Origin of the sequence: Aeromonas sp. ASNIH1, from assembly GCF_002934285.1 — a bacterium.
GTDB classification, from domain to species: Bacteria; Pseudomonadota; Gammaproteobacteria; order Enterobacterales; family Aeromonadaceae; genus Aeromonas; species Aeromonas caviae.
In genome coordinates this window covers 4,745,679-4,772,353 of sequence record NZ_CP026228.1, presented here as the reverse complement: position 1 = coordinate 4,772,353, position 26,675 = coordinate 4,745,679, and the positions used below count along the sequence as shown (strand labels likewise).

Sequence of the window (26,675 nt, the reverse complement as noted above, 5' to 3'; positions counted from 1 at the left end):
TTCCGGTGTGCGGGGTGTGGATCCCGCTGCCCCGAGTCCTGCGGGCAGCGTGCTCTTCTATCTTCCTGCCACCTCCTGACATGAGGGTCAGGGGAGCGCATGGCGGGCGTCAGCCGTGTCACTCGATGCGTCGGGTGAAGGGGGGGAGGGCGTCCAGCAGGCCCTTGCCGTAGCGCTTGGTCAGCAGGCGCCGGTCCAGGATGGTGACCCGCCCCCGATCAGCCTCTTTTCGGATGAGGCGACCACAGGCCTGGATGAGCTTGCGTGACGCCTCCGGCACCGTCAGTTGCAGGAAGGGGTTGCCGCCGCGCTGCTCTATCCACTCGGCGGTCGCCTCTTCCACGGGGGAGTTGGGCACCGCGAAGGGGAGCTTGGTGATCACCAGGTTGGTGAGGTAGTGGCCGGGCAGATCCAGCCCTTCCGAGAAGCTGCCGGTGCCAAAGAGGATGCTGGCCTGGCCGCCGTCGCACTTCTGTTTGTGCAGGAGGAGCAGGGCGCTGCGGGACGCTTCCCCCTGTACCAGGAGCGACATCCCCTTGGCCCGCAGCCCCACCGCCACCTCGTTCATCTGGCGATAGGAGGAGAAGAGCACCAGGCTGGCCTCCTTGCCTGCCAGCAGGCGGGGCAGGGTATCGATCAACTCCTGGGTGAAGGCGGGGGCACTGGGTTCATGGGCCATCTTGGGCAGATAGAGTTCGGCCTTGTGGTAGTCGAAGGGGGAGCGCAGCCGCAGATAGCGGGTGCCGTCATGCTCCTTGAGCCCCACCTGGTGGCGAAAATAACTGAAGGAGGAGAGGGCGGTGAGGGTCGCCGACACCAGCACGGCCCCGAGACAGCGGGACCAGAGCCACTCCTCCAGCAGATACCCCACCTCGATGGGGGAGGCGTGCAACCAGATGTCCCCGTCCTCGCTTCTGGCCATCCAGCGGGCAAGGGGGGTCTTGCCGGTGGGAACATGGCGGCTCAGCATCTCCCAGAGGGCGCAGAAGCTCTCGAGCCGTTGCAGGTGAAAACCGCTCTCCGCCAGCAGAGGCTCGGCCTCCTTGCGACGGATTTCGCCATCCTTGAGCGCCTCGCCGATGGCCCCCTGCATTCTGTCCAGCGCCCTCAGTGCCTTCTTGCTCGCCTCCTTGAGGTTTTCCGCCAGCATGGGCAGGGGATCCGGCAGCACCCCATCGGCGAATCTGTGGTGGGGCTCGCCGCCAAAGAGGTGGTCATTGCTGGTGAGCCACTGCTCGAGGGCCTTGAGATCCGGCTGGAGAGAGGCCAGGGCATCCTGCAGTTTGAGCTGGGGATCGAGGAGGCTCTCCTTGTTCAGCGTCCTTGCCAGTTTGCCAGCGCTTTGCACCAGCTTTTCCAGCCAGCGGCGGGATCCCTTGATGCTGGCGCTGGCGGCGCCGTGATCCCGGGCGATGGTGGGCAGGTGATGGGCTTCGTCCAGCACATAGATGCACTCGTCCGGTGGCGGCAATATGATGCCGCCCCCCATGGTGAGGTCGGAGAGCAGCAGGGCGTGGTTGACCACCAGCACGTCTGCTGCGTCCATGTCGTTGCGGGCGCGGTGGAAGGGGCAGTGCTGATGGTGGCTCAGGGCCTTGTTGCAGGTGTGGCGGTCGGCGGCGATGCGATCCCAGCAAGGGTCCGTAATGGGTTTGGGCCAGTTGTCCCGATCCCCGTCCCACTTGCCTTCGGTGTAGGCCTGCCACAGCCCCTGGTAGCACGCTTTGTCAGCATCCGATGGCTTGTGTTTGCTCAATGCGCCGAAGTCGAGTTCGAAATTGGCCATCTCGCTGCCGTTTGCCGCCTGCTCCAGCAGGTGCTCGCAGCAGTAGCGCTGGCGCCCCTTGACCAGCATGAAACGAAACGGCAGCTCGCTGTGACGGTGATAAAAGGGGAGATCCTTGTGGATGAGCTGCTCCTGCAGGGCCACGGTGGCGGTGGAGATCACCAGCTTCTTCTGGGTCAGCCGTGCCACTGGTATGGCCCCCTGGGCATAGGAGAGGGACTTGCCGATGCCGGTGCCTGCCTCGGCCACCAGGATGCGGCGACTCCTGTCATATTCTCCCGTCAGGGTCTTGGCGATTTCGGCAACCAGGAAATTCTGCTCCTTGCGCGGCACAAAACCGGGTAAACCATCGGCAATCTGGCGATAGGTATTGCGGATGGTGGCTTTGAGGCGAGTCGATAGCATAAAGAAGGTGTGGCCGTGTCGGTGTGGATGGCAACAGGATACCCGCAACAGGCGGCCCGGGTCGAGGCAGGGGAGAAGCAGTCGAGTCAGCCCCGGCTTTGCACATATGTTATGAGGGAACAGGGGGTTGCAATAAACCACCAAAAAAGAGGGATTCAGGCAGAGAGTATCGCTGTAAACGTTTTCCCTGATGGGGCAAACATTGTGAGATTCAGCTCACAAATTTTTCCCTGTGACTATGGTTTTCATAAAAAGTTCCAAGTTTTTTCATTGCGGATTCGAAAACCCGGTGATAGTCTCGGCGCCATAGTGATGCAAAGAACATCGCTAACACAGGGAATAACAAGGACTTAGTGTTTAATTACAGTAGGCATTGGAAACTATGAAAAAGACAATTCTGGCTATTGCTATCCCGGCTCTGTTCGCATCCGCAGCCAACGCTGCTGTCGTTTACGACAAAGACGGCACCTCCTTTGACATCTACGGCCGTGTACAAGCCAACATGTACGCAGACCACGACGACACCGACGCTGAACTGGTTGGTTCCTCCCGTCTGGGCTGGTCCGGCAAAGTCGGCCTGAACAACACCTGGTCCGGTATCGCCAAGACCGAGTGGCAAGTATCCGCCGAAAACTCTGACAACAAGTTCAACTCCCGTCACATCTATGTCGGCCTGGACGGTACCCAGTACGGCAAGATCATCTTCGGCCAGACCGACACCGCGTTCTACGACGTGCTGGAGCCGACCGATATCTTCAACGAATGGGGTGACGTAGGTAACTTCTACGACGGTCGTCAAGAAGGCCAGATCATCTACTCCAACACCTTCGGTGGCTTCAAGGGCAAAGTGTCCTACCAGACCAACGATGACGTAGCCGTCAAGGTTACTGACATCGGTCAAGGCATCAAGGAAACCGACGTCTACGGTCCGAACGTCAAGCGCAACTACGGCTACGCCGCTGCTGCTGGCTACGACTTCGACTTCGGTCTGGGCCTGAACGCCGGTTACGCTTACTCCGACCTGGAAAGCACCGTCAGCACCGCTTCTGGCGACAAGAAAGAGTGGGCCCTGGGCGTAATGCCGATCAGTTAAGGATCCATTGACCGATCCTCAGGCTGTGTAAGAATCCGAAACTCCTTGTTGGGTTTCGGATTTTTTTATGCGTATCGACCAAGCTCTCGACTTCATTCACGCCTGTCCTCCCGGAAAGTTTGAGTCCCTGTCTGACCTGCTGTCACCTGAACTGGTGCAGGCTTGCTTGGCCGAGACGGGCTCCGTCTCCTTGCGCCGACGGCGCATGCCCATGGAGCGGGTGCTATGGGCCATTATCGGGATGTCCTTGTTTCGTCATGTCCCTATGGCCCAGCTGGCCAACCAGCTCGATATCCTGTTACCCGGCGACCGGCCGTTTGTCGTCCCCAGCGCCTTCATCCAGGCGCGCCAAAAACTGGCTGACCAAGCCGTTCGACAGGTGTTCCAGCAGACCGCCACACTCTGGCATCAGCTGTGTCAGCACCCCACCTGGGCCGGCTTGCAGCTGCTGGCCGTGGACGGGGTGGTCTGGCGCACGCCCGATACTCCGGACAATGCCGGCGCCTTTGCCAAGTCGAAAACCGTCCAGGGGGAGACGCAATATCCCCAGGTCCGCATGTTGTGTCAGATGGAGCTGACCAGTCATCTGCTGACCCAGACAGTGATGGACTCCTGTGCGGTAAACGAGATGGTGTTGGCAGAGCAACTGATTGAAAAAACACCCGATAATAGCCTGACCCTGTTCGATAAGGGCTTCTACTCACTGGGGTTACTCCATGCCTGGCAACGCCAGGGCGTAGCGCGTCACTGGCTTATTCCGCTGAAAAAGGGGGCTCAATACGAGGTCATCCGCAAGCTGGGGCGGCAGGATGTGCTGGTACGCCTCAGAGCCAGTCCGCAGGCCAAGAAGAAGTGGAGCGAGTTGCCGGAGCAGTTCGAAGCCCGGCTGCTGACCCGGACGGTAAACGGCAAGGAGCGGCAGGTGCTGACCTCGCTCACCGACCCGCTGCGCTTCCCGGCCAGCGAGTTGATGGAGCTATACCAGAATCGCTGGGAAATCGAGCTGGGCTATCGGGAGATGAAACATAGCCTGCAACAGCACCGGCTGACGCTGCGCAGCAAGAAACCCGATGGAGTAAGGCAGGAGCTATGGGGCTTGGTATTGGCCTATAACCTACTGAGATATCAGATGGTTAGGATGGCGGCGAGCTTAAAGGGCTATACGGCCAGCCAGTTGAGCTTTCACATGGCATCGGTGTATCTGCTGCATGAACTCAGTTGCCTGCCGTTTGTGTCACCGGGCATGGTTCCAGGGCGTGTCGCTGAGTTGGACAAACAGGCAGAGCAGTTCAAGTTACCCGCCCGCCGAGAACGAAGTTACCCAAGGTGCATCAAAGCCAAACCACAGAAGTATGCGACGAGAAAACCTAGTAAAAACAATGCCAGTCAGGCTTAACTGACTGGCATTAGGGCCCTGGGCGCACACTACGCCATCAACGGTTTCTACTTCGCCGGTATGTACACCCAGGGTGACCTGAGCTACGACAACACCACCCAAGGCAACAACAAGGACAAGGGCCGTGGCTACGAGCTGGCTGCTTCCTACAACGTTGACGCCTGGACCTTCCTGGCCGGTTACAACTTCGCCGAAGGCAAGGTACTGTCCAACTCCGCCGGTTCTTCTTACGAAGACATCGTCGACGAAACCCTGCTGGGCGTGCAGTACAACTTCACTTCCAAGTTCAAGGCGTACACCGAGTACAAAATCCAGGGTATCAACGACAAGGACGACGAGTTCACTGTTGCCCTGCAATACAACTTCTAATCTAGCCTCTGCGCTGATTTAGTTGATGAACGGCCAAGCTCGCTTGGCCGTTCTGTTTTTTGGCCCCTTCACCACTTTTCGTCCTCTGGCCCTGCGCCATATCACGTTGTCTTCCTTGCCCCCTTGGTTCTCCTCTGGTAAATCGCTAGATTATTCAATTTGTTGAAGCAGATTGGCCGACAGGGAAGGATGCCTTTGATCGATTTCACCCACCCCGAGTGGCGCGCGCTGGCACAGCAGTTGCTGAGCGGCGGCTCCCAGGCTGTTCGCGGTCGTCAATGGCAGCCGCTCATCGGCATGCTTCGGGACAACCAGTTGCTGCTGGCCCTTGGCAATCATCACTATGAGCTCACCCCTGCCGGGCACCGCTATCTGACCCGGGAGCTGATGCTGGTGAAGATGGCCAGTGCCCCGCCGGAACCCGAGGAGTGGCTGCAATCCCACGGCTGGCAACTGGGGGAGAGGGTCAACGAGCGGGTGCTGGCGGCCCTGTATCGCAAGGGGGAGGGTCATTTCAGCCCCATCGAGCAGATTGACTTCGAAGACAAGGGGATCCGGCTTTGCACTGATCTGCCCCTTCGTCTGCGGGCCGCACGGCCGTTCAGCCTGTTTCTCAGCGGCGGCACCCTGCTGGATGCCGCCCCCTGGCTCCAGACCCTGGGGGAGGTGGCGCTGCCAGCCCGCACCCTGGCGCAGCTTGGCAAGATCCTCTGGGGAGAGGGGGAGATACAGCGGGTGATCACGACCGATGCCGTCGGCGCCTTCGCCGAGTTGCCACTGCCCGCCGACGCCCTGCTGGTCTGGTATCCTGCCGAGGATCCCGGCACGCTGGAGCCCCTGATCGCCGCCTTGCCGCCCCAGACCCTCTGGAGCCACCTCACTGCCCTGGATCCGGCCGGGGTCGACAGGGTACTGGCATTGGCCCAGCGGTTGGGGAGACCGGCGAGCTGGTGGCTGCCCCGGGATCTGGTGCCCATCAAGGCGGCTTACGGGGCTCCCCTGGGGGATGGCCGGCCCTGGGAGCCGAGCCGTATCCCCCGTGCGCTGCTGGCGCAGTGCAATGATCTGGTGGAGTCGAATCGGGGTCTGTCGGTCGAGGTGTGTGCCCTGGCACCGGATTGGCACGGGATTGGTTGAGGCGGCGCCGAGAAAGCGGTTTTCCCCTATGGAAGGCAGTGGTATAAAGAGCTGACGAAGCGCTCCCTGGACGGGCGCTTTTGTTTGCCAACCTACTTTGCCAGCCAACGAACTCAACGGACTACAGGGAATACCATGTTTGAAAAGGTTGTTGCCGCCCCAGCGGATCCGATCCTGGGCCTGACCGAAGCCTTCCGTGCCGACACTCGCAGCCACAAGATCAATCTGGGGGTCGGTATCTACAAGGATGAGACCGGTGCCACTCCTATCCTTCACTGCGTCAAGCAAGCCGAGCAGAAGCTCTTGACCGACGAGAAGACCAAGAACTACCTCGGTATCGAAGGCAATATCGAATACGGCCGCATCGTGCAGCAACTGCTGTTCGGCCGTGATGCCGCCCTGGTGACCAGCGGCCGCGCCAAGACGGCGCAGGCGCCGGGCGGTACCGGTGCCCTGCGCATCGCCGCCGAGTTCGTGGTACGCAACAATCTCGCCAAGACCATCTGGATCTCCGATCCCACCTGGGCGAACCACGTCAGCGTGTTCCAGGCGGCCGGTTTGACCGTCAAGTGGTACAAGTACTACGACGCCGCCACCAAGGGGCTCGACTTCGCCGCCATGCAGGCCTCCCTGTCTGACGCGCAGGCGGGGGATCTGGTGCTGCTGCACGGCTGCTGCCACAACCCGACCGGTATCGACCCCACCACCGAGCAGTGGCGCGCCCTGGCCAGGCAGAGTGCCGCCGCCGGCTGGCTGCCGCTCTTTGACTTCGCCTATCAGGGCTTCGCCCGGGGTATCGAAGAGGATGCCGAAGGCCTTCGCATCTTCGCCGAGTGCCACGACGAGCTGCTGGTGGCAAGCTCCTTCTCCAAGAACTTCGGCCTCTACAACGAGCGGGTCGGCGCCTTCACCCTGGTCTGCGCGACCAAGGCGGTGGCCGACGTCGCCTTCACCCAGGTGAAGACCGTCATTCGTGCCAACTACTCCAACCCGCCGTCACACGGCGCCGCCGTTGTCACCACCGTGGTGAGCGACCCGGCCCTCTATGCGGAGTGGGTGGAAGAAGTGGCCGCCATGCGGGTGCGCATTCGCGAGATGCGTGAGCTGCTGGTGGAGAAGCTGGCCGAGCGGGGGGTGAACCAGGATTTCAGTTTCATCCGCGAACAGAACGGCATGTTCTCCTTCTCCGGTCTCTCCAAGGATCAGGTGGAGCGCCTCAAGAGCGAATTCGCCATCTACATCGTCGGCTCCGGCCGGATCAGCGTGGCAGGCATCACCCGCGCCAACATTGATCCCCTCTGCGACGCCATCGCCAAGGTGTTGTAAGAGAGAAGCATCTGCGCCAAGCGCCTTGCTTCAGCCATAAAAAGCCCGCCGTGTCGGCGGGCTTTTTCATTTTCCGGCATCAGCGGCGCCGCTTGCTGCTCCCCAGCAGGGAGCCGAGCACCCCGCGCATCAGCTGGCGTCCCACCTCGTTGCCGAGGGTGCGGGCCACGCTCTTGGCGGCGGTCTGCACCACCCCGTCATGCTGGCCACCACGGGGGCCGGTGCGACCGAACAGGATGCCATTCAAGGCATCCAGCAGACCGCCGCCCTGGTCGGTCTGTGGGGAAGCGGTCTCGTCACCGGCGGCGGGCGATGCCTCCTGAAGCCGCTCGAACGCGGACTCCCTGTCCTCCTGGGTGTCGTATCTGCCGTAGAGCAATGAGCCCTGAATAAGCGCCTGGCGCTCGGCCGCGCTCAGGGGGCCGATGCGGCTGGCCGGGGGCGCGATGAAGGCGCGCTCCACCACGCTGGGCCGTCCCTTCTCGTCGAGCAGGGAGATGAGCGCTTCCCCGACCCCCAGTTCAGTGATGGCTCCGGCGGCGTCGAAGGCCGGGTTGGCCCGCAGGGTGTTGGCGGCGATGCGTACCGCCTTCTGATCGCTCGGGGTGAAGGCGCGCAGGGCGTGCTGCACCCGGTTGCCAAGCTGCCCCAGCACGCTGTCGGGGATATCGGCCGGGCTCTGGGTCACGAAATAGACGCCCACCCCCTTGGAGCGGATGAGGCGCACCACCAGCTCAATTTTCTCCAGCAGTGCCCTGGGCGCATCCTTGAACAGCAGGTGAGCCTCGTCGAAGAAGAACACCAGCACGGGCTTTTCCGGATCCCCCACCTCGGGCAACTGTTCGAACAGCTCGGAGAGCAGCCAGAGCAGGAAGCAGGCATAGAGGCGGCTGGACTGGGTGAGCTTGCCGGCGGCCAGCACATTGATATGGCCGTGGCCCGCCTCGTCGGTCTGCATCAGATCCTGGATGTCCAGCATGGGCTCGCCGAAGAAGTGATCGCCGCCCGCGCTCTTCAGGGTGAGGAGGTTGCGCAGGATGGCGCCGATGGAGGCGGTCGACACATTGCCGTAGCGGGTGGTGAGGGTCTTGGCGTGCTCCCCCGCAAACTGCACCATGGCCCGCAGGTCTTTCAGATCGAGCAGCAGCAACCCCTCGTCGTCCGCCACCTTGAACACCAGCTCCAGCACCCCGCTCTGGGTGTCGTTGAGGCCGAGCAGGCGTGCAAGCAGCAGAGGCCCCATGTCGGAGACGGTGGCCCGCACCGGGTGGCCCTCTTCGGCAAAGAGATCCCAGAACAGGGTGGGGCTGGCAGCAAAGTCGGGTGCCTGAAGGCCGAGCTGGGCCAGACGGGCATCCAGCTTGGCAGAGGGGGTACCGGCGGCGCCCAGGCCGCTCAGATCCCCCTTCACGTCGGCCAGAAAGACCGGCACGCCGAGGCGGGAAAACCCCTCCGCCAGCACCTGCAGGGTGACTGTCTTGCCGGTGCCGGTGGCCCCGGTGATGAGGCCGTGGCGATTGGCCATGGCGGGTAGCAGGGAGAGGGGGTGGCCATTGGCATGGGCCAGCGTGAGCGGTTCGGCCATGGTGGGCTCCTTGTTTCGAATGGGGGTCGAAAAACAACGGGTTACAAGGAGTGTGGTGGCAGAGGCAGACGATGGCAAGGCACGCCACCCGAGACAAGGACGGCGTGCTGGCAACCTAGCGGGGGCGGGTCAGCTTGCCCAGTTGTAACAGCAGCAGGGTGAGCAAGGCGCCGGCGGTGGCGCTCAGCACCGCCAGCAGCAGGCTGCCGAGCAGGAAGGGGGGCACCAGGGTGGCTGCCTCCTGCTCCAGCCAGTGCAGGGACCAGGTGAGATGGAAGGGGGCTGGCGTCTCGTTCAGCACCAGGCAACCGGTACGATAGGCGTAGAGGTACATGAAGGGGAGCGTCAGCGGGTTGTTGAACCAGACCGCCAAGAGGGCCAGCGGCAGGTTGAAGCTGAACGCCAGCACCAAGGCGACGGCCACCAGGGAGTGCATGGGCATGGGGATCCAGCTGGCGAACAGCCCGGCCGCCACGGCGCCACAGAGGGCCCGCGTTCCCCCTTGCCAGAGGGCGGGGGTCAGCAGTCGCTCGCCAAAGAGGGCGAACCACTTCTGTTGGCGCAGGGTATCGGGGTCAATCTTGAAGCGGGCCAACCAGCGATTCAGCATGGGCGCGCCACCTTGCGTTTTTGCCACTGGCGCACCGTGCTCAGGCGCCAGCCCGCGCGAACCAGGAGATAGCCGACGAGGGCGCTCAGCAGAGCAAGCACCAGGGAGCCCAGCAAGAGCGGCGGGGCCACCGTCTCGAACACCGACACCAGCCAGGCCCAGGTGAAGGTGATCTCGATGTGCTGGGAGGGTTGCCCCAGCAACTGGCAGCCCACCAGATAGGCGCCATAAAACAGCGGTGGCATGGTCAGGGGGTTGGAGAGCCAGACCAGGGCCACCGAGAGGGGCAGGTTGACCCGGCAGGCGATGGCGCCGCCAGCGGCCAGCAGCATCTGGCAGGGGAGGGGCACCCAGGCCATGAAGAGGCCGACCGCACAGGCACCGGCGGCGGAGCGCCGGTTGAGATGCCAGAGATTGGCATCCAGCAGCAGCTTGCCAAAGAGTCGCAAGTGTTTGTGTTCCTTGAGGGTCGCCGGGTCGGGTAGCCAGCGCTGTATGATTCGTTTGGGCATGTTCTGAACCTTGCTAAATACTTGCTCCATGGATCTGCGTCTGTTGTCGTTTGCCCTGGGGGCAAGCTCCTCACTGCTGTGGCCATGGCTGCCTTCATGGGAATGGGGTGGCCTGATGCTGCTGCTCGCGCTCCCCCTCGCCGGTGGTCGTTGCTGGCGGCTGCTGTTTCTGCTGCTCGGCATCCTCTGGATGCAGGTGAATTTGCACTACCGGCTTGCCTGGCTGGATCAGCTTGGCAAAAAAACGAGCCACATCATAACCGCACACGTGCAAAGTGCGGAGTCTTCGGGAGAGAAAGAGGGGGATAAATTTGCGCGCCTGCTGCTGCGCCTCGACACCCTGGACGATCGCCCCCTCATCGTGCCACCCCTGGTGCGGGTCAATGCCTATCAGGTGTTGCCGCCGTTGCCTGCCGGCAGCCGCGTCACCCTGGTGACCTCTCTCAAGCCGGCCCATGGCCTGGCCAACGAAGCGGGGATGGATGGGCGGCGCCTGCTCCTTGGCAAGGGGATCACCGCCACCGGCAACCTGCGCCGGGTCATCGCCCTGGATGCCGTGCCCCCGGGTGTGCGCGATCGCTGGCTGGCGGCGGCGAGTCGCTCCTGGGAGGGGATGGCGCAGGCCCCCCTGCTGGCGGCCCTCACCTTCGGGGAACAGGGGGGGATCACGGATGCCCAGTGGGAACTCTTTCGCGGCAGCGGCCTGACCCACATCATCGCCATCTCGGGCCAGCATATCGCTCTGGTAGCGGTGCTCGGCTGGTGGCTCGGGCGGCTGTTCGGGCTGCGCGGGGCTATCTGCGTGTCACTCCTGTTCGCGGCCACCTACAGCTGGCTGGCGGGGTTTGCGGTGGCCACCGAGCGTGCCCTCATCATGGTGCTGGTGTGGAGCCTGCTGCGCTGGCTAAAGCGGGACTGGCCGAGCCACCGGATCTGGCTGTGGGCCTTTGTGGTGCTGACATTGTGGGACCCTTTCGCCCTCTATTCTGCAGGGTTCTGGCTCTCTTTTCTGGCGGTGGCCCTGCTGTTGCTGGCGAGCCTGCTGCACGATCGCCCCGGCCTGGTGCGGCTGCAACTTCTGCTGCTGCTCGGATTGCTGCCCCTGCAACTGCTGCTGTTCGAGGGGATGGCGCCCCTGGCGTTTCTGCTCAATCTGCTGGCACTGCCGCTGTTCTGCCTTGTCATCATTCCCCTGGCGCTTATCGGCGTACTGGTGGCGCCCCTCTCCACGTTGCTGGCCCACGGCCTGCTCTGGGTCTCCGCCTTCGGCCTGGAGTGGGTGCTGTGGGGGCTCACGCAGCTGGCGGATTGCCTGCAGCTCTGGTGGCCGGTGCCCGGCTGGCTGATGCCCGCCAGCGCCCTGCTGATCCTGCTGTGGACGGGATGGCATCTGCCGGGAGGGCGCGCCCTGGGGGGGCCGGTGGCGGCGGCCCTGCTGCTCGCCCTCTGGCCTGCTCCCGCTTCCTGGCAGGTGCGGGTGCTGGACGTGGGGCAGGGGCTCTCGGTGCTCGTCACCCGGGGGGATCGGGCCATCCTGTTTGATACCGGGGATCGCTACCCCGGGGGCTACAACATGGCGGATGCAGCCATCCTGCCCCTGCTCAACCGGCTCGGCATCCGGGTGATCGACACCCTGATCATCAGCCACAGAGACAGGGATCACGCGGGCAACCGGCAGGCTCTGCTGCAGAGTATGGCGGTGCGCCGGGAGCTCTCCTCCTTCCCCTTTGCACCGGCTACCCAGGCCTGCCGCCGAGGTCAGCAGTGGCATTGGCAGGGACTGGATGTGCGGGTGCTCTGGCCCCTGGCAGCCGGGGCGGGGCGCAACAACGACAGTTGCGTGGTGCAGCTGGATGACGGGCGTCATCGGTTGCTGCTGAGCGGCGACATCGAGCAGCAGGCGGAGCGCCGCCTGCTGGCACTGGCGCTGGAGGAGGTGGAGGGCGCGGGGCTGGCCAGCACCCTGCTGGTGAGCCCGCATCATGGCAGTCGCACCTCCTCCACGGCCCCCTTCGTGGCTGCGGTGAAACCTGCCTTCGTGGTGCACAGCGCAGGCTTCATGAACCAGTGGGGCTTTCCCCGCCCCGAGGTGGTGGCGCGATACCAGGGGGCGCGGCAGTGGGTCACGGGGCAGGATGGCGCCATCCTGATCGAGCCGGGGGGCGCGGGGCTCAGGATCCGGGCCGAGCGGGAGCAGGGGCCCTGGTACAGGCGTGGCGGCCCCTGGTGGCAGCCGCAGGTATGGGAAAGGGAGTGAGGAGCCGGTGAGCCAGCCCGGCAAGGGGCGGCCTTCATTTGTGACCCGGGTTGTAGCCATCGCGCCAGCGGCGCTTGGTGTAGCTCCAAGGTTTGGCTAGAATAGCCCGTCATTTCCCTTATTAACGGCTATTCATGCAACAAGAAACCTCACAAGAGAGCTGGACCGTCTTCAAGCGCCTGCTCGGTTATGTCCGGGATCGCAAGCTGGGTCTGGTGGGCGGCATCATTGGCATGCTGGGTTACGCGGCCGTGGATACCACTTTCGTCTACTCCATCAAACCGCTCATCGACCAGGGGCTCAACGGCAACGACAGCAGCGTGCTCAAGTGGATGCCCTTCTTCGTCCTCGGCATCGTGGCTCTGCGCGGCTGCGCCGCCTTCCTCTCCAACTACTGCATGGCCTGGGTCGGCAACCACGTGGTGATGCGCCTGCAGCAGCAGGTGTTCAGCCACCTGATGGCCATGCCCATGAGCTTCTTCGACCGCCAGAACACCGGCAACCTGCTCTCCAAGGTGACCTATGACGCCGGTCAGGTGTCGTCCGCCGCGAGCTCGACCCTGGTCTCCCTGGTGCGGGAAGGGGCCACCGTCATCGGCCTGCTGGGCCTGATGTTCTGGCACTCCTGGCAGTTGTCGGTGATCTTCCTGGTGGTGGGGCCCCTGGTCGGGATCCTCATCAGCATCATCAGCCGACGTTTTCGCAAGATAAGCCGCCACATCCAGCAGGCGGTGGGTGACATCACCACCTCCACCGAGCAGATGCTCAAGGGGCACAAAGAGGTGCTGATGTTTGGGGGCCAGGAGGTGGAGGACAAGCGCTTCTACCAGGTGAGCAACCGGATGCGCCAGCAGACCATGAAGATGGTCGCCGCCGACGCCATCGGCAGCCCCATCGTCCAGATGGTGGCCTCCGTGGCCCTTGCGGTCTTCCTCTATGTCGCCACCATCGACAGCGTCAAGGCGACCCTGACCGCGGGCACCTTCACCGTCATGGTCACTTCCATGATGATGCTGCTCAAGCCGCTGAAAAGCCTGACCGACGTGAACAACCAGTTCCAGCGCGGCATCACCGCCTGCCAGAGCCTGTTCGGTCTGCTGGACTCCACCCCGGAGCAGGACACCGGCACCCGCACCCTGGAACGTGCCCGAGGTGAAATCGAGTTTCGCAACGTCACCTTCACCTACCCGACCAAGGAGACACCGGCGCTGCGCAACATCAGCTTCAAGGTGGAGGCGGGCAAATCGGTGGCCCTGGTGGGTCGTTCCGGCTCCGGCAAGAGCACCATCGCGAGCCTCCTGACCCGCTTCTATGACATCGAAGAGGGGGAAATTCTGCTGGATGGCGTCAACATCCGCGAATACCGCCTGAGCGAGCTGCGCAAGCAGTACGCCCTCGTCTCCCAGCACGTGCACCTCTTCAACGACTCCGTGGCCAACAACATCGCCTACGCGGCGGAAGAGAAGTACAGCCGCGACGAGATCCAGCAGGCGGCCCGCATCGCCCATGCGGACGACTTCGTCAGCAAGATGCCGGAAGGCTATGACACCGTCATCGGCGAGAACGGCGCCTCCCTCTCCGGCGGCCAGCGCCAGCGCATCGCCATCGCCCGCGCCCTGCTGCGGGACTCCCCGGTGCTGCTGCTGGACGAGGCCACCTCGGCCCTGGACACCGAGTCCGAGCGCCACATCCAGGCGGCCATCGACGAGCTGTGCAAGGCGCGCACTTCCCTCGTGATCGCCCACCGTCTCTCCACCATCGAGAAGGCGGACGAGATCCTGGTGATCGACGAGGGACACATCGTCGAGCGCGGCAACCACCAAACCCTGATGGACATGCATGGTACTTATGCCCAGCTGCGGGCCATTCAGTTTGGTAATACAGCCACGGGTAACAAGGGCTGATGCTGGCCAGACTCTGGTACGGGAACAGCCTCTGGCGCTGGGGGCTGGCCCCCTTCGCCCTGCTGTTTGCCCTGATTAGCGGCGTCCGCCGTCTGGGGTATCGCCGAGGCTGGTTCAGCGCCTATCGGGCCACCCTGCCGGTGGTGGTGGTGGGCAATCTCTCGGTGGGGGGCAACGGCAAGACCCCGGTGGTGGTCTGGCTGGTGGAACAACTCCAGGCCCGGGGCTGGCGCCCGGGCGTGGTCAGCCGCGGCTATGGCGGCAAGGCGCCCCATTACCCCTATCGACTGGATGAGAGCAGCACCCCGGCCGAGGCCGGGGATGAGCCCGTGCTCATCGCAAGGCGCTGCGGCTGCCCCGTGGCGGTGGCCCCCAGACGGGCTGATGCTGTGCGGTTGCTGGAGCAAAGCGGTGAGGTGGACATCATCGTGACCGACGACGGCCTGCAGCACTATGCCCTGGCCCGTGACATCGAACTGGTGGTGGTGGACGGGGCGCGCCGCTTTGGCAATGGCTGTCTGCTGCCCATGGGGCCGCTGCGCGAGCCCACGACCCGCCTCAAGCGGGTGGACGCCATCATCTGCAACGGCGGCGAACCCGCCCGTGGCGAGTACGCCATGCGCCTGGTGCCGGATACCCTGCGCCGGGTGTGCGACGATGCGCCTCTCACGGCCCCTTTCTCGGGGCCGGTGGATGCCCTGGCAGGCATCGGCCATCCCCCCCGTTTCTTCGCCACCCTGACCGCCCTTGGTTACGAGCTGGTGCAGAGCGTCGGCTACGGGGATCACCAGGCGTTCGACGCCGCCGAGCTGCTGGCCCGCTTCGGCCAGCGCCCCTTGCTGATGACCGAGAAGGATGCGGTCAAGTGCCGCCCCTTCGCCCCGGACAACTGGTGGTATCTGCCGGTCAGCGCCGAGCTGCCCGATGCCCTGGGAGAGGCGCTGCTGCGCACCCTGGGCCCGCAGCCCGGAAGAAGGAACGGGCACCAGGCGCCCTGACGGGCGCCACCGGATTGGAACAGACGGCCAGCGCCCGGACTCGGGGGCTGGCCCTGCACATTGACATGCCAGGCAAGATCGCCTGTGGGAAATCGTTAAAGGAGTTTCGTTGTGGCACTGGATATTAAACTGCTCGACATCATCGCCTGCCCGGTCTGCAAGGGGAAACTGCACTATCAAGCGCACGCTGAGGGCCCTCAGGAGCTCATCTGCCGCTTCGACAGACTGGCCTATCCCCTGGAGGAGGGGATCCCGGTGCTGCTGGAGAACCGGGCCCGTCACCTGGCGCTGGAAGAGCTGAAGCCATGAGTTTCGTCGTCGTCATTCCTGCCCGTTACGCCTCCACCCGGCTGCCGGGCAAGCCGCTGGCCGACATTCACGGCAAGCCCATGGTGCAGCACGTGGTGGAGAAGGCCCTGCAATCGGGCGCCGATCGGGTGATCGTCGCCACCGATGACGAGCGGGTGCAGCAGGCTCTGGCTCCCTTTGCCGCCGCTGCCGGGTTCGAGGTGTGCATGACCTCACCGGATCACCAGTCCGGCACCGAGCGTCTGGCCGAGGTGTGCCGTCACTACGGCTTTGCCGCCGATACCATCATCGTCAACGTGCAGGGGGACGAGCCCCTCATTCCCCCCGTCATCATCCGCCAGGTGGCGGACAACCTGGCCGCGGCCAGCGCGCCCATGGCGACGCTGTCGGTGCCGATCAGGGATGCCGAAGAGGCGTTCAATCCCAATGCCGTCAAGGTGGTGACCGACCGGGAGGGGTATGCCCTCTATTTCAGTCGCGCCAGCATCCCCTGGGATCGGGACCGCTTTGCGGCCAGCGATCGCGTTGCGGGGAGCCGCGAGCAGATTGGCGATCACTACCAACGCCACATCGGCATCTACGCCTATCGCGCCGGCTTCATCCAGCGTTACGTGGACTGGGCACCGAGCGTGCTCGAGCAGGTCGAAGCCCTGGAGCAGCTGCGGGTGCTCTGGTACGGGGAGAAGATCCACGTGGCCCAGGCGCTGCAAGCCCCGCCGGTGGGGGTGGACACCCAGGCCGATCTCGACAAGGTACGTGCGCTGCTGGCCGGTTGAGACTGGCGGAACGGCTTTGATGCAATACGGCGCCCCAGGGCGCCGTTTTTTAATTGATTCTTTGTATAATAATTTGATTTAAAACGGATTTTACGAGCAATTTCAAACTTTTCCCGCCCATGGTTTGCCAAATCATCGAGTTTGGTTATGATGCAAGACGCCGTGTTAACCCTAACTGGCATATAACGAGATAAAAAAACGGGGTGTTTGGGTGATTAATGTATTCCTGGTCGATGATCATGAGTTGGTGCGTACAGGGATAAGACGCATTTTGGAAGACGTCCGCGGGATCAAGGTGGTGGGCGAGGCGCAGAGCGGGGAAACCGCGGTGGCCTTCTGTCGGCAACATCACCCCGATGTGATCCTGATGGACATGAACATGCCGGGCATCGGCGGTCTGGAAGCGACCCGCAAGATCCTGCGGATCCGCCCCGATGTACGCATCATAGTGCTGACCATTCATTCAGAAAATCCGTTCCCTACCAAGGTGATGCAGGCGGGCGCCGCCGGGTACCTCACCAAGGGGGCCGCGCCGGACGAGATGATCCACGCCATTCGCCTGGTTCACTCCGGTCAGCGCTACATCTCCCCGGAGATCGCCCAGCAGATGGCCCTGAGCCAGTTCGCCTCCGCCGACGAGAACCCCTTCAAGTCCCTCTCCGAGCGGGAGCTGCAGATCATGATGATGATCACCAAGGGGCAGAAGGTGACCGACATCTCCGAGCAGCTCAACCTGAGCCCGAAGACGGTCAACAGCTACCGCTACCGCCTGTTCAGCAAGCTGGGGATCAACGGCGACGTGGAGCTGACCCATCTGGCCATTCGTTATGGCATGCTGGATGCCGATACCCTGTAACGGGGGCATGTGGACACCAAAGGCGGCACCGGCCGCCTTTTGCTTTTTTCTGGCTGTGGGCAGTATGCTCTCCCCGTCTTTTTGCATTCATCCGTTGAGTCGAGTTGCCGATGACCCTCTCTCCCGAGCCCCATTTTGACAGCAAGGCGTTTCTGAGCGCCGTCACCCACCAGAGTGGTGTCTACCGCATGTACGACAGCGGCGGCACCGTCATCTACGTGGGCAAGGCCAAGGATCTCAAGAAACGGCTCGCCTCCTACTTTCGAGCCAATGTCGACAGCATCAAGACCCGCACCCTGGTGCGCCAGATTGCCGATGTGCAGGTAACGGTCACTCACACCGAGACCGAGGCGCTGATCCTCGAGCACAACCTCATCAAGCAGTACCAGCCCCGCTACAACGTGCTGCTGCGGGATGACAAGTCCTACCCCTGGATCATCATCACCGACCATCGGCACCCGCGCATCGGCGTCCATCGCGGCGCCCGCAAGGTGAAGGGGGAGTATTTCGGCCCTTACCCCTCCGGTGGCGCGGTACGCGAGAGCCTGCACCTGATGCAGAAGATCTTCCCGGTGCGCCAGTGCGAGGATGCCGTCTATGCCAACCGTACCCGCCCCTGCTTGCTCTACCAGCTCAAGCGCTGCGCCGGCCCCTGCGTGGCGGGGCTGGTGAGCGAGGCCGAGTATGCTCAGCAGGTGGCGCTGGCCAAGCTGTTCCTCGCGGGCAAGAACCAGCAGGTGATCGGCGAGCTGGTGGGCAAGATGGAGTCCGCCAGCGGCGATCTGCGCTTCGAGGAGGCGGCCCGCTACCGGGATCAGATCCAGGCCCTGCGCCGGGTCACCGAGCAGCAGTCGGTGAGCGGCAACGTGCTGGACGAGCTCGACGTGGTGGGGGTGGCCTTCGAGCAGGGGACCGCCTGCATCCACGTGCTCTTCATCCGCCAGGGCAAGGTGCTGGGATCGCGCAGCTACTTCCCGAAAGTGCCGGCCGATACCCCGCTTGACGAGGTGGTGCAATCCTTCCTGCTGCAGTTCTATCTGTCGGGGCAGGGGGGACGGCAGATCCCGAGCGAGGTGCTGCTGGACGTGGCGCTGGAGGATGAGAGCGTCATCGCCGACACCCTGAGCCAGACCGCCGGCTACAAGGTGCGGGTGGTGAGCCGGACGCGCAGCGAACGGGCCCGCTTCATCAAGCTTGCCTCCATCAACGCCCAGACTGCGCTGCGCTCGCGCCTCGCCCACAAGAGCACCATCAGCGCCCGTTACGATCAGCTGGAGGAGCTGCTGGAGCTCGAGACCCCCATCGCCCGCATGGAGTGTTTCGATATCTCCCACACCATGGGGGAGCGCACCGTGGCCTCCTGCGTGGTGTTCAACCGGGAGGGGCCGCTCTCCTCGGAATACCGCCGCTTCAACATCGACGGTATCACCGGCGGGGATGACTACGCCGCCATGGAGCAGGCGCTGGAGCGCCGCTTTGGCAAGCAGCAGGAGCCGGACAAGGTGCCGGATGTGCTGTTCATCGACGGCGGTCTCGGCCAGTTGCGCCGCGCGGAGGAGATCCTGGCGCGCCAGTTGGAGTTTCTCGGCGGCAAATACCCGCTGCTGGTGGGCATCGCCAAGGGGGTGACCCGCAAGGCGGGGTTGGAGACCCTGATCCTGGGGGACAGCCACGAAGAGCTGCACCTGCCGGCAGACATGCCCGCTTTGCACCTCATCCAGCACATTCGCGATGAATCCCATCGCTTTGCCATCACGGGCCACCGGGCCAGGCGGGCAAAGGCCCGCACCACCAGTACCCTGGAAGAGATTCCCGGGGTGGGGCCGAAACGGCGGCAGGCGCTGCTCAAATACCTGGGGGGTTTGCAGGAGGTGAAAAAAGCCGGGGTGGACGAGCTCGCCAAGGTGCCCGGCATCAGCCAGGAGCTGGCCCAGTCCATCCACGACGCATTGCACTCGCTCTAGCGCTGCCTTTGGTGTGAAGGAGGTCACGCCAGGGGGCATCAGGGCGTGCCGCCTGCGCACAAGAGCCGTGACGCAGGGGGCTCCCAAATGCCATAATGACCGGCATCCTGAGGTTATTGATGGATTAATGGACCAAGGCGGGCGCCAGTTCGGTTGCATCCGCGATCGGCTTGGGGCTACCATGTAGCGGCATACAAGAAGTGGCTGAAAATAATGACAAATATTCCTAACCTGCTGACGTTCTTTCGGATTTTGCTCATCCCCGTCTTCGTCATCCTGTTTTACCTTCCCTATCAGTGGTCCTACATGGCGGCGGCCATCGTCTTCATCCTGGCGGCCGCAACCGACTGGTTTGACGGCTATCTTGCCCGCAAGCTGAACCAGTCCACCGCCTTTGGCGCCTTCCTCGATCCGGTAGCCGACAAGATCATGGTGGCGGCGGCCCTGGTGGTCATCGTCGAGCACTACAACACCGTCTGGGTCACCATCCCCGCCATGACCATGATTGGCCGGGAGATCATCATCTCCGCCCTGCGTGAATGGATGGCCGAGCTTGGCAAGCGCTCCTCGGTGGCGGTCAGCTGGATTGGCAAATGGAAGACCATGATCCAGATGGTGTCGCTCACCGGCCTCATCTGGCAATACGACATCTGGATGGTGTGGCTCGCCTATGTGCTGCTCTACGTGGCCACCGTGCTCACCTTCTGGTCCATGTTCCAGTACATGAAGGCAGCCTGGGGCGATCTCAGCTACCACTCCCGGTTCTAGTCCCGACGGGAAGATGGCCGTTTCTCTGCCACTGGCGCCGAGAAACGGCCATGAGCGCCAAAAGTGTGGGACAAGGGTAAAAAACACCCGAACGATCAGCGTATTAAATGTTTTTGGTTGACTGGGCGGGGAACATCGCTAGAATGCGTTATCACAGTCAGGCAGTCAGCCAGACCGATGCGGGAATAGCTCAGTTGGTAGAGCACGACCTTGCCAAGGTCGGGGTCGCGAGTTCGAGTCTCGTTTCCCGCTCCAAATTCAGACAATAGAGAGTTTCTCTCTTTTGCATGGCGCGTTAGCAAAGCGGTTATGCAGCGGATTGCAAATCCGTTTAGTCCGGTTCGACTCCGGAACGTGCCTCCATATTGACAAGCCCGCCCGCGGACTTGATACCGATTGCGGTGCCTGAGTGGTGAAATCGGTAGACACAAGGGATTTAAAATCCCTCGACGTTCGCGTCGTGCCGGTTCGATTCCGGCCTCAGGCACCATTAAAATTGAAGAAAAAGCCTTACAGATTAAACAGATACGACGCTTCATTGCGTCGTTTTTGTTTTTGCTCCCCAGCGTTTTCCCTCTCTCACTTTTCCTTTCTTGTCCATTTCTTGTCTAAGCGACTTACTACTTCCTGCAATTCGTTGCGAACAACCTGCTCAGTCTTCCAACATAGCCAAGGACGTTTGGTAGGCTACTGCTCCGGACTTTTCCGGGGTCTGTCTCTGGTACTAAGGCAAGCGTGGCGTGCTGTTACGTCTTGGCCGCGCACTTCCCAAACCCGCATTGAACCCCCTTTGAAACAGATATTAATCCCATGATCCAACCTATCATCGGAGGTATCTATGCAGACCAAATTTCGCTTTACCAATGCAGCCATCAAGGCTTTGCCCGCACAACAACGAGACGCAGGCGCTACTGAACTGGAGTTCTCCGATACAGAGGTCATCGGCTTAAAACTCTTGTCAGGAAAAAGCCAGGGCAGTAAGCGTTTCCTACTGCGCTATACCCTCCAGGGTAAGAAACGCAGCATCGCCCTGGGGCGATTCGGCGATATCGATGTGAGCCAAGCCAGGACCATTGCCCGCAAGTACAAGGCGATGTTGGCAGAAGGCATCGACCCGGTAGCAGAGCGGGATAGCTACAAAACTGAGCCCACCCTTTCGGAGTTCTTCTGGCAGACCTTTTTGCCGCACCTCAAGACCATCGGCAAGCGGTCGATCAACAGCGATATTCAGCGGTTCAAACACAACATAGAACCACGCTTTGGGGCCATACGTTACCGACAGCTCAAGGCGATGGATGTCCTGCAGTTGCAATCGGAGATGGTTCACCCTAACAACCCTCAGCAGACGGCCTACGCACCGAGTACCGCCAACCGTGTGCTGGCCCAGTTAAAGACCATGGGTAGCTATGCGGTGCGCTGGGGCATTCTGGACACCAACGAGGCGGCCAAGATCAAGCTGTTGAAGGAGGACAATGCCAGGACACGCTTCCTATCGATTGAAGAGATGAAACGGGTCATTGAGGTGGCATTGCAGGATCGCAATCAAGCCGCAGGCAGCTTCATTGCGATGCTCTACCTGACGGGGGCAAGAAAATCAGAGGTGTTACTCGCTAAATGGGAACATGTGAACTGGGAGGATAAGACGTTGTTCGTACCCCTGACCAAGAATGGCAAGAGCCGGATCATTTACCTGAGCACATTGGCTATCGATATTCTGGAGAAGCTCCCCAGAATAGCCGGTAATCCCTATGTGTTCGCGAGCCAGCATATTCGCTGTCAGGGCAAGCCCATCGGTGAACCCAGATGTGCCTATGAACGGGTGTTGCAGAAGGCCGGTATCGAAGACCGCGATGAGGTCTGCTTCCATACAGCTCGCCACTCTGTCGCCAGTGCCTTGGTCTCTTCCGGTCAATACAGCCTGTATGACGTGAAGGCGCAACTGGCACACGCCAGCATTCAATCCTCCCAGCGGTATGCCAAGCTGACCTCTGAGCGTAGTCGCAATATCAGCGAAGGTCTCTCGTCTATGATCCAGGCGGAGTGACCGAAAAGGTATTGTTTATAAACAGATATTAATAACCAGACAGCGCTGTCACATCAGCTGTTGGTCCACATTTCACAGTTCCCAGGCCCTTAAGTTCATCTGAGCTTAAGGGCCTTTTTGTTGGAGAGAAACACGATGAAAACTTGTATGGAATGGCCGGAGGAGACATTGCTCGCGGCCTACCCGGACATTTATCCAATGGTCATGGAGCAAATTATCGAGCCCTTTTCATCAGTAGAGGAGGCGAGGGCATTCTGGGACGCGACCGGTTGCAGTCTGGTCATTATCGAGCAGGGTGATTCGGTCAGTGAGTTTCAGGTCTTACCGCAGCATATCCAGAATCAGGTGATGTTCGGTTTGCGTTACCCGGAGCAAGAGCTCGCCATATCCGAAGATTGGCGTCTGCTGCTGACTATCCTCAACGATGAGGGGGCGGGGATATACCTGTTGATCCACTCAGATGCACCGCTGCTTCCCACCCTGGAGGCGATGCACCATGAGTAACCCCAGCCATAGCGACATCATGCGCAAGTTAAAAGAGATCAAGGGGATTAAGGAGCTGCTGGAGAAGGCCGTGCTGTTGTATGTCCTGCTCACGGATGGCGATCTGCCGGTCTGGTGCTATGCGCTCATCATCGGTGCGCTGGCTTATCTGGTAAATCCGTTCGACGTAGTACCCGATCCCATTCCATTTGCCGGTTATCTGGATGATTTATCGGTCATCACCTCGGCATTAGCAGCATTACCGGTTAAGTCGCACCACCGCCAATCCGCGAAAGACCGAATGAGATCACTGTGACAGTGATGGAGTCGGTCCTGTCACGCTATCGCGTTTTCTATGACCCTTTATCTATGACCCATCTACCGATGATCTGGAGATCGCAATCTCCGGTTATCTAACGACGTTGTAAGGAAACTATCATGGCAAGACCCCGTAAACACCGCGTTGAAGAGACCCCTAAACCTGTCAGTAATACGGCAGCAGCATCAAACACCCCCGACACCGCGCCAACCACAGAGCCCCCACTCACCTCCGGAGCAAGCGGCTGCGCCGACCCCCTCTCGCCAGCCCTTGCGGCTGACGCCGACAAGGCCAGGCCTGGACCCGGCGACACCGCAGACTCCGTGCCCGGCGGCCCTGCCCCCATACACACCTTGCTCAACCATACCGCCGAGAAACTCAGTGCCCGATCAGAAGGGCTGATTTTCTATGCCATTGGTCGTCATGAAGAGAGTGGCGAGCTGTTCCTGAAAATTACCGGCAATCAGGGCGGGGGTCTGCATAGCAAGGAGTGGATTGCGTTGTCAGAGATTGACGGCATCTTGCGCTCCTTGCCCGCTGACAAGCCGTTTAAATCCAGCGTCATGAAGCGACTGTTTAAAGGTGGCAGCGCCAACAACGCCGGATTCTTATCAGCCATTCTGCGCTCGGACGGGCTGAAGTTGGTCCAGAAGGCTGACGGTAATCCGATGCTGCACGAACTGGTACCTGATTACCTTGAGCGCTGGGGGTCGCTAACCAATGAGCTCTGTACCGTAACTTCTACCATCGAATAACCCCTGCATAGTGCTCACCTGTCCAAGGGTGAGCCCCCCCAAACAACCAATCTGAGGTGATTATGACGATCCCATTTGCGGGCGATTTTGCCCTGCCTGTCAGTCAGGCATTGATGAGTATTCTGGATCTGGAACTGGTTAGATCTGGAATGGTGCTGAAGGGAAAATCCAGTCTGGTCTTCAACTTCCGAGACCCGGATTACGGCCCGGTTCGTGGCGGCTTTCATCCGGTAGAAATACGGCTGCTAAAGCGTAGAGACCAGTGGCAGTTCGATTACGTGACAGACTTTAGCTATCAGGGGCCGGATGATATGGCGGAGTTGGTCAAAGAGATCGACTTCAACTTTTTGAGCGAAGAATACTACCTGCTCCGGTAATCCCCCCATTTTTTGGAGCACTCAAAAGTAGAGGTCATGCGGCCTGTGCCAAGCGCTGTTTCGGCGTGTAGCCGCCCAGCGCCATATTGGGCCGCTCATGGTTATAAACCCACAGCCAGTTCGTGGCAAATTCCTGTAACTCATTCAGTGACTCAAACAGGTAATGGCCCAACCAGTCGTAACGCACAGTGCGGTTAAATCGCTCTATGTAGGCATTCTGCTGCGGGTTGCCTGGCTGGATATACCTCAGCGCAATCCTCTTCTGCTGCGCCCATTGCTTGAGCTCTTCGCTGATGTATTCCGGACCATTATCACAGCGGATTGCGGCTGGTTTGCCCCGCCACTCGATGACCTGCTCCAGCACCCGTTTGACTCGCGAGGCAGGCAAGGAAAAATCCACCTCGATGCACAGTGCTTCGCGATTGAAGTCATCGATCACATTAAACAACCGCACCGAACGACCATCGCTGAGCTGGTCATGCATAAAGTCCATCGACCAACAGTGATTCGGTTGGTCAGGGACTGCCAACGGCTCCGGCTTGGCGCGTACTAGCCGCTTCTTGGGTTTTATCCGCAGATTGAGCTCTAGCGCCCGATAGATCCGGTAGACCCGCTTGTGGTTCCAGCCAAAGCCTTTGACGTTACGCAGGTACAGGAAGCACAGTCCGAAACCCCAGTTGCGCTGGTTGGCGGTGAGGCGCAGTAGCCAGTCGGCAATCTCCTGGTTTTCATCAGCCAGCACGGGCTGATAACGGTAGCAACCCTCGCTCACCTTGAACACCTGGCAAGCCAGACGGATAGAAATGGCGTAATGAGCCACAGCCTTGGTCGCCATCTCCCTGCGGGCAGATGGCGTCACCACTTTTTTGCCATCGCCTCGGAGATGATCTCAGCCTTTAGGCGCTCCTCGGCATACATCTTCTTAAGGCGACGATTTTCCTCTTCCAGCTCTTTGAGGCGCGCCATGAGAGAGGCATCCATGCCACCGAATTTGGAGCGCCACTTGTAGAAGGTGGCGGAGCTGATGCCATGCTCACGGCAGAGCTCAGGGACGGGTGAACCAGACTCGGCCTGCTTGAGGATGGCGATGATCTGTGCATCGCTAAAGCGTGATGTTTTCATGTAGAACCTCCTGCGTTCAAGATACGAGAAAATTCTACTTATGAGCACCTCAGTTTTTCGGGGGGATTACCCTCCGTTACGGCCAGATGGGACCAGCGTCGGCCAGGGAGCTCTATACGATGTGGGAGTCGAACTTCGTCAGTTACTACCAGATGGGCGTGTTTACCGTCTCAGTGGCTGCGTAACCGTCGCACCGGACAGGAGAGGAACAGGAACCCGCGGCGGTTCGGCACTGGCAGTGGTGCTGTGGAGTTTACCTTTCCATGCAGGGCAAGGAGCCATGGACTAACCCAACTCAAAACCGGTCAGCGGCTCAGTAGGTTAGTCCATCCTTCGTCTGTTTCAGGTGTCCCTCTCACCTGATCCACAAAACAAGTATCCCCGGCCTGTGGCTGGGAGGCTTGTTTTTTTGTCATCAGCGAGGAGGGAGAAAAGACAGATATATGTGTATCCCTAATGGTGTTATTCCACCAAGCGCTGTTCGCTACGCCGCTCGGATCACTTCGATGCCATTTAGTTCAGCAGCGGCAATCACAGCATCCGGTGTAGCCCTGAAGAACTCTTTCCTGTTATTGACCAGATTGATCCTGACATCAGCAAACCGCTTATGGAGCGCCGATTCAAGCGCCGGTGCGTCCTCACAGTAAAACATCGCGTGTACGTCGAAAGTGTCCGGTACTGAGGCGTCACCCAACTCACGAACACGATCATACGGGTCTACTCGTCTGGTCATGCCAATTTTTACAATGTCAGTGCCAAAGGACAGTTCGTTCGAGATCACATATACATAACCAGCGCGGGTGATCTGTGCCATCGATACAGCCCTTTGCTCGCGTTGCTTAAGGATTTTCAATTCTTGTTGGTGCATTGCCAGCAATTCACGCTGTTCCTCAGTTGCGGAATCAAGCTTACTCAATTCATTTTGAATCAGCTTTTCCATCAACTCCCTATTTTTTGTTGCTTTTTCTGCCGCAGATTTTATCTTTGCCTCTTCACGCTCGGCCTCTTTTTGTAGCCTATTTTCCTCTCGTTCACTCTCCTTTATATCTGACGTCAATTTTATTACTTCATAGGAAAGCATTAGTTCCTCAAGCTTTAGCAAAAGGTAGGGAGTTTGGAGCTGAGTCTTTATTATTTTACCGCAATCATTGATCTCATCAAAACTGCGTCGGATACGGCTTATCAGGCGATTGATGTTGTTCCAGTCTGCCAATGAAATAGCTGCGTTCACCTCATTATCGAAGCATCTCAGACGCAATTTTATCTCACGATTAATCAGAGTTTTTGCTTTTGCCTTGCTGTTATTGACTACGAAGTTATCGCCTAACGTACAGATGCAAGCTTGCTTATTCTTTACCAGTAGCGTTGCTTCACTCTGGACTTTGGCGAGCCTCAGGTTTAGTGCATCTAAACTGGATGAATCCTTGGAGCACTTATACATTGCCTGATCTACAGTCCCTATGCCAATGTCATATTGGCTGATCAAATCTTCTCCTGATTACCCATGATTAGCAGTCAGTTACC

Annotated in this window: 23 protein-coding genes, 3 tRNA genes and 2 pseudogenes; 22 read left to right on the top strand and 6 right to left on the bottom strand. The window is 60.6% G+C overall.

Going from position 1 to position 26,675, the window contains the following annotated elements; translation table 11 throughout:
• Positions 1-118: 118 nt before the first annotated feature.
• Positions 119-2,191, bottom strand: a complete 2,073-nt coding sequence (gene dinG, locus C2U37_RS22990; protein ID WP_042864102.1) for an ATP-dependent DNA helicase DinG — start codon at positions 2,189-2,191, stop codon at positions 119-121.
• A gap of 382 nt (positions 2,192-2,573) precedes the next feature.
• On the opposite strand from dinG, the pseudogene C2U37_RS22985 reads away from it, so the two are divergent.
• The 5 genes and pseudogenes from C2U37_RS22985 to C2U37_RS22965 all read left to right on the top strand — a co-directional run.
• Positions 2,574-3,266, top strand: a pseudogene (locus C2U37_RS22985) (porin); the annotation flags it as partial.
• A gap of 85 nt (positions 3,267-3,351) precedes the next feature.
• Complete coding sequence (locus tag C2U37_RS22980; RefSeq protein ID WP_010676218.1) at positions 3,352-4,680, top strand: IS4 family transposase; 1,329 nt, start codon at positions 3,352-3,354, stop codon at positions 4,678-4,680.
• 15 nt (positions 4,681-4,695) lie between these two features.
• Positions 4,696-5,049, top strand: a pseudogene (locus C2U37_RS22975) (porin); the annotation flags it as partial.
• 195 nt (positions 5,050-5,244) lie between these two features.
• Entirely contained in the window at positions 5,245-6,186 is a 942-nt protein-coding gene (locus C2U37_RS22970; protein ID WP_199770491.1) for a hypothetical protein, read from the top strand.
• 135 nt (positions 6,187-6,321) lie between these two features.
• Positions 6,322-7,512, top strand: coding sequence for an amino acid aminotransferase (locus C2U37_RS22965; protein WP_010675240.1), 1,191 nt, complete (start codon positions 6,322-6,324; stop codon positions 7,510-7,512).
• 79 nt (positions 7,513-7,591) lie between these two features.
• Here C2U37_RS22965 and C2U37_RS22960 read toward each other — a convergent pair whose 3' ends face one another.
• The 3 genes from C2U37_RS22960 to C2U37_RS22950 form a co-directional block, all read right to left on the bottom strand.
• On the bottom strand, positions 7,592-9,097 hold the full coding sequence (locus C2U37_RS22960) for a helicase HerA-like domain-containing protein (protein WP_104453125.1): 1,506 nt from the start codon (positions 9,095-9,097) through the stop codon (positions 7,592-7,594).
• A gap of 115 nt (positions 9,098-9,212) precedes the next feature.
• Positions 9,213-9,707 (bottom strand): DUF2062 domain-containing protein, encoded by a 495-nt coding sequence (locus C2U37_RS22955; protein ID WP_104453124.1) that lies wholly within the window; start codon positions 9,705-9,707, stop codon positions 9,213-9,215.
• Entirely contained in the window at positions 9,701-10,219 is a 519-nt protein-coding gene (locus C2U37_RS22950) for a DUF2062 domain-containing protein (protein WP_039040274.1), read from the bottom strand. Before C2U37_RS22950 ends, C2U37_RS22955 begins: the two co-directional genes overlap by 7 nt.
• A gap of 115 nt (positions 10,220-10,334) precedes the next feature.
• On the opposite strand from C2U37_RS22950, the gene C2U37_RS22945 reads away from it, so the two are divergent.
• The 16 genes from C2U37_RS22945 to C2U37_RS22870 all read left to right on the top strand — a co-directional run bounded on the left by C2U37_RS22945 (position 10,335) and on the right by C2U37_RS22870 (position 24,029).
• Positions 10,335-12,476 carry a DNA internalization-related competence protein ComEC/Rec2 gene (locus tag C2U37_RS22945; protein WP_233768440.1) on the top strand — a complete coding sequence of 714 codons (2,142 nt, stop codon included), beginning with the start codon at positions 10,335-10,337 and terminating at the stop codon, positions 12,474-12,476.
• Positions 12,477-12,610: 134 nt separating this feature from the next.
• Positions 12,611-14,380, top strand: a complete 1,770-nt coding sequence (gene msbA, locus C2U37_RS22940; protein ID WP_042014329.1) for a lipid A ABC transporter ATP-binding protein/permease MsbA — start codon at positions 12,611-12,613, stop codon at positions 14,378-14,380.
• Positions 14,380-15,378: a tetraacyldisaccharide 4'-kinase gene (lpxK, locus tag C2U37_RS22935; RefSeq protein WP_104453122.1), complete on the top strand. Its 999-nt coding sequence runs from the start codon at positions 14,380-14,382 to the stop codon at positions 15,376-15,378. The genes msbA and lpxK overlap by 1 nt, the downstream gene beginning before the upstream one ends.
• Before the next feature lie 111 nt (positions 15,379-15,489).
• Positions 15,490-15,687 (top strand): Trm112 family protein, encoded by a 198-nt coding sequence (locus C2U37_RS22930; RefSeq protein ID WP_010675233.1) that lies wholly within the window; start codon positions 15,490-15,492, stop codon positions 15,685-15,687.
• Positions 15,684-16,463 (top strand): 3-deoxy-manno-octulosonate cytidylyltransferase, encoded by a 780-nt coding sequence (kdsB, locus tag C2U37_RS22925; RefSeq protein WP_049636856.1) that lies wholly within the window; start codon positions 15,684-15,686, stop codon positions 16,461-16,463. The genes C2U37_RS22930 and kdsB overlap by 4 nt, the downstream gene beginning before the upstream one ends.
• A 211-nt stretch (positions 16,464-16,674) precedes the next feature.
• On the top strand, positions 16,675-17,319 hold the full coding sequence (uvrY, locus tag C2U37_RS22920) for a UvrY/SirA/GacA family response regulator transcription factor (RefSeq protein WP_010675231.1): 645 nt from the start codon (positions 16,675-16,677) through the stop codon (positions 17,317-17,319).
• 110 nt (positions 17,320-17,429) lie between these two features.
• A complete protein-coding gene (gene uvrC, locus C2U37_RS22915) occupies positions 17,430-19,283 on the top strand; it encodes an excinuclease ABC subunit UvrC (protein WP_104453121.1) in 1,854 nt (617 codons plus the stop codon).
• Between the two features lie 213 nt (positions 19,284-19,496).
• On the top strand, positions 19,497-20,051 hold the full coding sequence (gene pgsA / locus C2U37_RS22910; protein ID WP_010675229.1) for a CDP-diacylglycerol--glycerol-3-phosphate 3-phosphatidyltransferase: 555 nt from the start codon (positions 19,497-19,499) through the stop codon (positions 20,049-20,051).
• 179 nt (positions 20,052-20,230) lie between these two features.
• A tRNA-Gly gene (locus tag C2U37_RS22905) sits at positions 20,231-20,306 on the top strand.
• Positions 20,307-20,340: 34 nt separating this feature from the next.
• A tRNA-Cys gene (locus C2U37_RS22900) sits at positions 20,341-20,414 on the top strand.
• Positions 20,415-20,454: 40 nt separating this feature from the next.
• Positions 20,455-20,541: transfer RNA gene (locus C2U37_RS22895), tRNA-Leu, on the top strand.
• Positions 20,542-20,889: 348 nt separating this feature from the next.
• Positions 20,890-22,095, top strand: a complete 1,206-nt coding sequence (locus tag C2U37_RS22890) for a tyrosine-type recombinase/integrase (protein WP_104453120.1) — start codon at positions 20,890-20,892, stop codon at positions 22,093-22,095.
• Between the two features lie 147 nt (positions 22,096-22,242).
• Entirely contained in the window at positions 22,243-22,599 is a 357-nt protein-coding gene (locus C2U37_RS22885) for a hypothetical protein (protein WP_104453119.1), read from the top strand.
• On the top strand, positions 22,592-22,894 hold the full coding sequence (locus C2U37_RS22880; RefSeq protein WP_025201450.1) for a YkvA family protein: 303 nt from the start codon (positions 22,592-22,594) through the stop codon (positions 22,892-22,894). The genes C2U37_RS22885 and C2U37_RS22880 overlap by 8 nt, the downstream gene beginning before the upstream one ends.
• Before the next feature lie 122 nt (positions 22,895-23,016).
• On the top strand, positions 23,017-23,652 hold the full coding sequence (locus tag C2U37_RS22875; protein WP_104453118.1) for a hypothetical protein: 636 nt from the start codon (positions 23,017-23,019) through the stop codon (positions 23,650-23,652).
• 62 nt (positions 23,653-23,714) lie between these two features.
• The gene (locus tag C2U37_RS22870; RefSeq protein ID WP_104453117.1) at positions 23,715-24,029 is read left to right on the top strand and encodes a DUF2787 family protein; all 315 of its coding nucleotides are present in this window, start codon (positions 23,715-23,717) and stop codon (positions 24,027-24,029) included.
• A 34-nt stretch (positions 24,030-24,063) separates the two neighbouring features.
• Here C2U37_RS22870 and C2U37_RS22865 read toward each other — a convergent pair.
• Positions 24,064-25,151, bottom strand: a protein-coding gene (locus C2U37_RS22865; RefSeq protein WP_088821966.1) for an IS3-like element ISAs22 family transposase whose coding sequence is annotated in 2 segments (ribosomal slippage) — positions 24,064-24,899 and positions 24,899-25,151 — 1,089 coding nt in all. Because the reading frame shifts where the segments join, the coding sequence is not laid out codon by codon here.
• Positions 25,152-25,237: 86 nt separating this feature from the next.
• Between C2U37_RS22865 and C2U37_RS25415 the strand changes: the two genes are divergently transcribed.
• A complete protein-coding gene (locus C2U37_RS25415; RefSeq protein ID WP_158656307.1) occupies positions 25,238-25,336 on the top strand; it encodes a DUF2787 family protein in 99 nt (32 codons plus the stop codon).
• Positions 25,337-25,635: 299 nt separating this feature from the next.
• Here the strand turns inward: C2U37_RS25415 and C2U37_RS22860 are convergent, their stop codons facing one another.
• A complete protein-coding gene (locus C2U37_RS22860) occupies positions 25,636-26,637 on the bottom strand; it encodes a DUF4041 domain-containing protein (RefSeq protein ID WP_104453116.1) in 1,002 nt (333 codons plus the stop codon).
• Between the last annotated feature and the right edge of the window lie 38 nt (positions 26,638-26,675).

Bases quoted from the DNA above. Each gene is read 5' to 3' on its own strand.
- dinG (WP_042864102.1), bottom strand. From the start codon at position 2,191: ATGCTATCGACTCGCCTCAAAGCCACCATCCGCAATACCTATCGCCAG.
- C2U37_RS22980 (WP_010676218.1), top strand. From the start codon at position 3,352: ATGCGTATCGACCAAGCTCTCGACTTCATTCACGCCTGTCCTCCCGGA.
- C2U37_RS22965 (WP_010675240.1), top strand. From the start codon at position 6,322: ATGTTTGAAAAGGTTGTTGCCGCCCCAGCGGATCCGATCCTGGGCCTG.
- C2U37_RS22960 (WP_104453125.1), bottom strand. From the start codon at position 9,097: ATGGCCGAACCGCTCACGCTGGCCCATGCCAATGGCCACCCCCTCTCC.
- C2U37_RS22955 (WP_104453124.1), bottom strand. From the start codon at position 9,707: ATGCTGAATCGCTGGTTGGCCCGCTTCAAGATTGACCCCGATACCCTG.
- C2U37_RS22950 (WP_039040274.1), bottom strand. From the start codon at position 10,219: ATGCCCAAACGAATCATACAGCGCTGGCTACCCGACCCGGCGACCCTC.
- C2U37_RS22945 (WP_233768440.1), top strand. From the start codon at position 10,335: ATGCTGCTGCTCGCGCTCCCCCTCGCCGGTGGTCGTTGCTGGCGGCTG.
- msbA (WP_042014329.1), top strand. From the start codon at position 12,611: ATGCAACAAGAAACCTCACAAGAGAGCTGGACCGTCTTCAAGCGCCTG.
- lpxK (WP_104453122.1), top strand. From the start codon at position 14,380: ATGCTGGCCAGACTCTGGTACGGGAACAGCCTCTGGCGCTGGGGGCTG.
- kdsB (WP_049636856.1), top strand. From the start codon at position 15,684: ATGAGTTTCGTCGTCGTCATTCCTGCCCGTTACGCCTCCACCCGGCTG.
- uvrC (WP_104453121.1), top strand. From the start codon at position 17,430: ATGACCCTCTCTCCCGAGCCCCATTTTGACAGCAAGGCGTTTCTGAGC.
- pgsA (WP_010675229.1), top strand. From the start codon at position 19,497: ATGACAAATATTCCTAACCTGCTGACGTTCTTTCGGATTTTGCTCATC.
- C2U37_RS22890 (WP_104453120.1), top strand. From the start codon at position 20,890: ATGCAGACCAAATTTCGCTTTACCAATGCAGCCATCAAGGCTTTGCCC.
- C2U37_RS22885 (WP_104453119.1), top strand. From the start codon at position 22,243: ATGGAATGGCCGGAGGAGACATTGCTCGCGGCCTACCCGGACATTTAT.
- C2U37_RS22880 (WP_025201450.1), top strand. From the start codon at position 22,592: ATGAGTAACCCCAGCCATAGCGACATCATGCGCAAGTTAAAAGAGATC.
- C2U37_RS22875 (WP_104453118.1), top strand. From the start codon at position 23,017: ATGGCAAGACCCCGTAAACACCGCGTTGAAGAGACCCCTAAACCTGTC.
- C2U37_RS22870 (WP_104453117.1), top strand. From the start codon at position 23,715: ATGACGATCCCATTTGCGGGCGATTTTGCCCTGCCTGTCAGTCAGGCA.
- C2U37_RS25415 (WP_158656307.1), top strand. From the start codon at position 25,238: ATGGGACCAGCGTCGGCCAGGGAGCTCTATACGATGTGGGAGTCGAAC.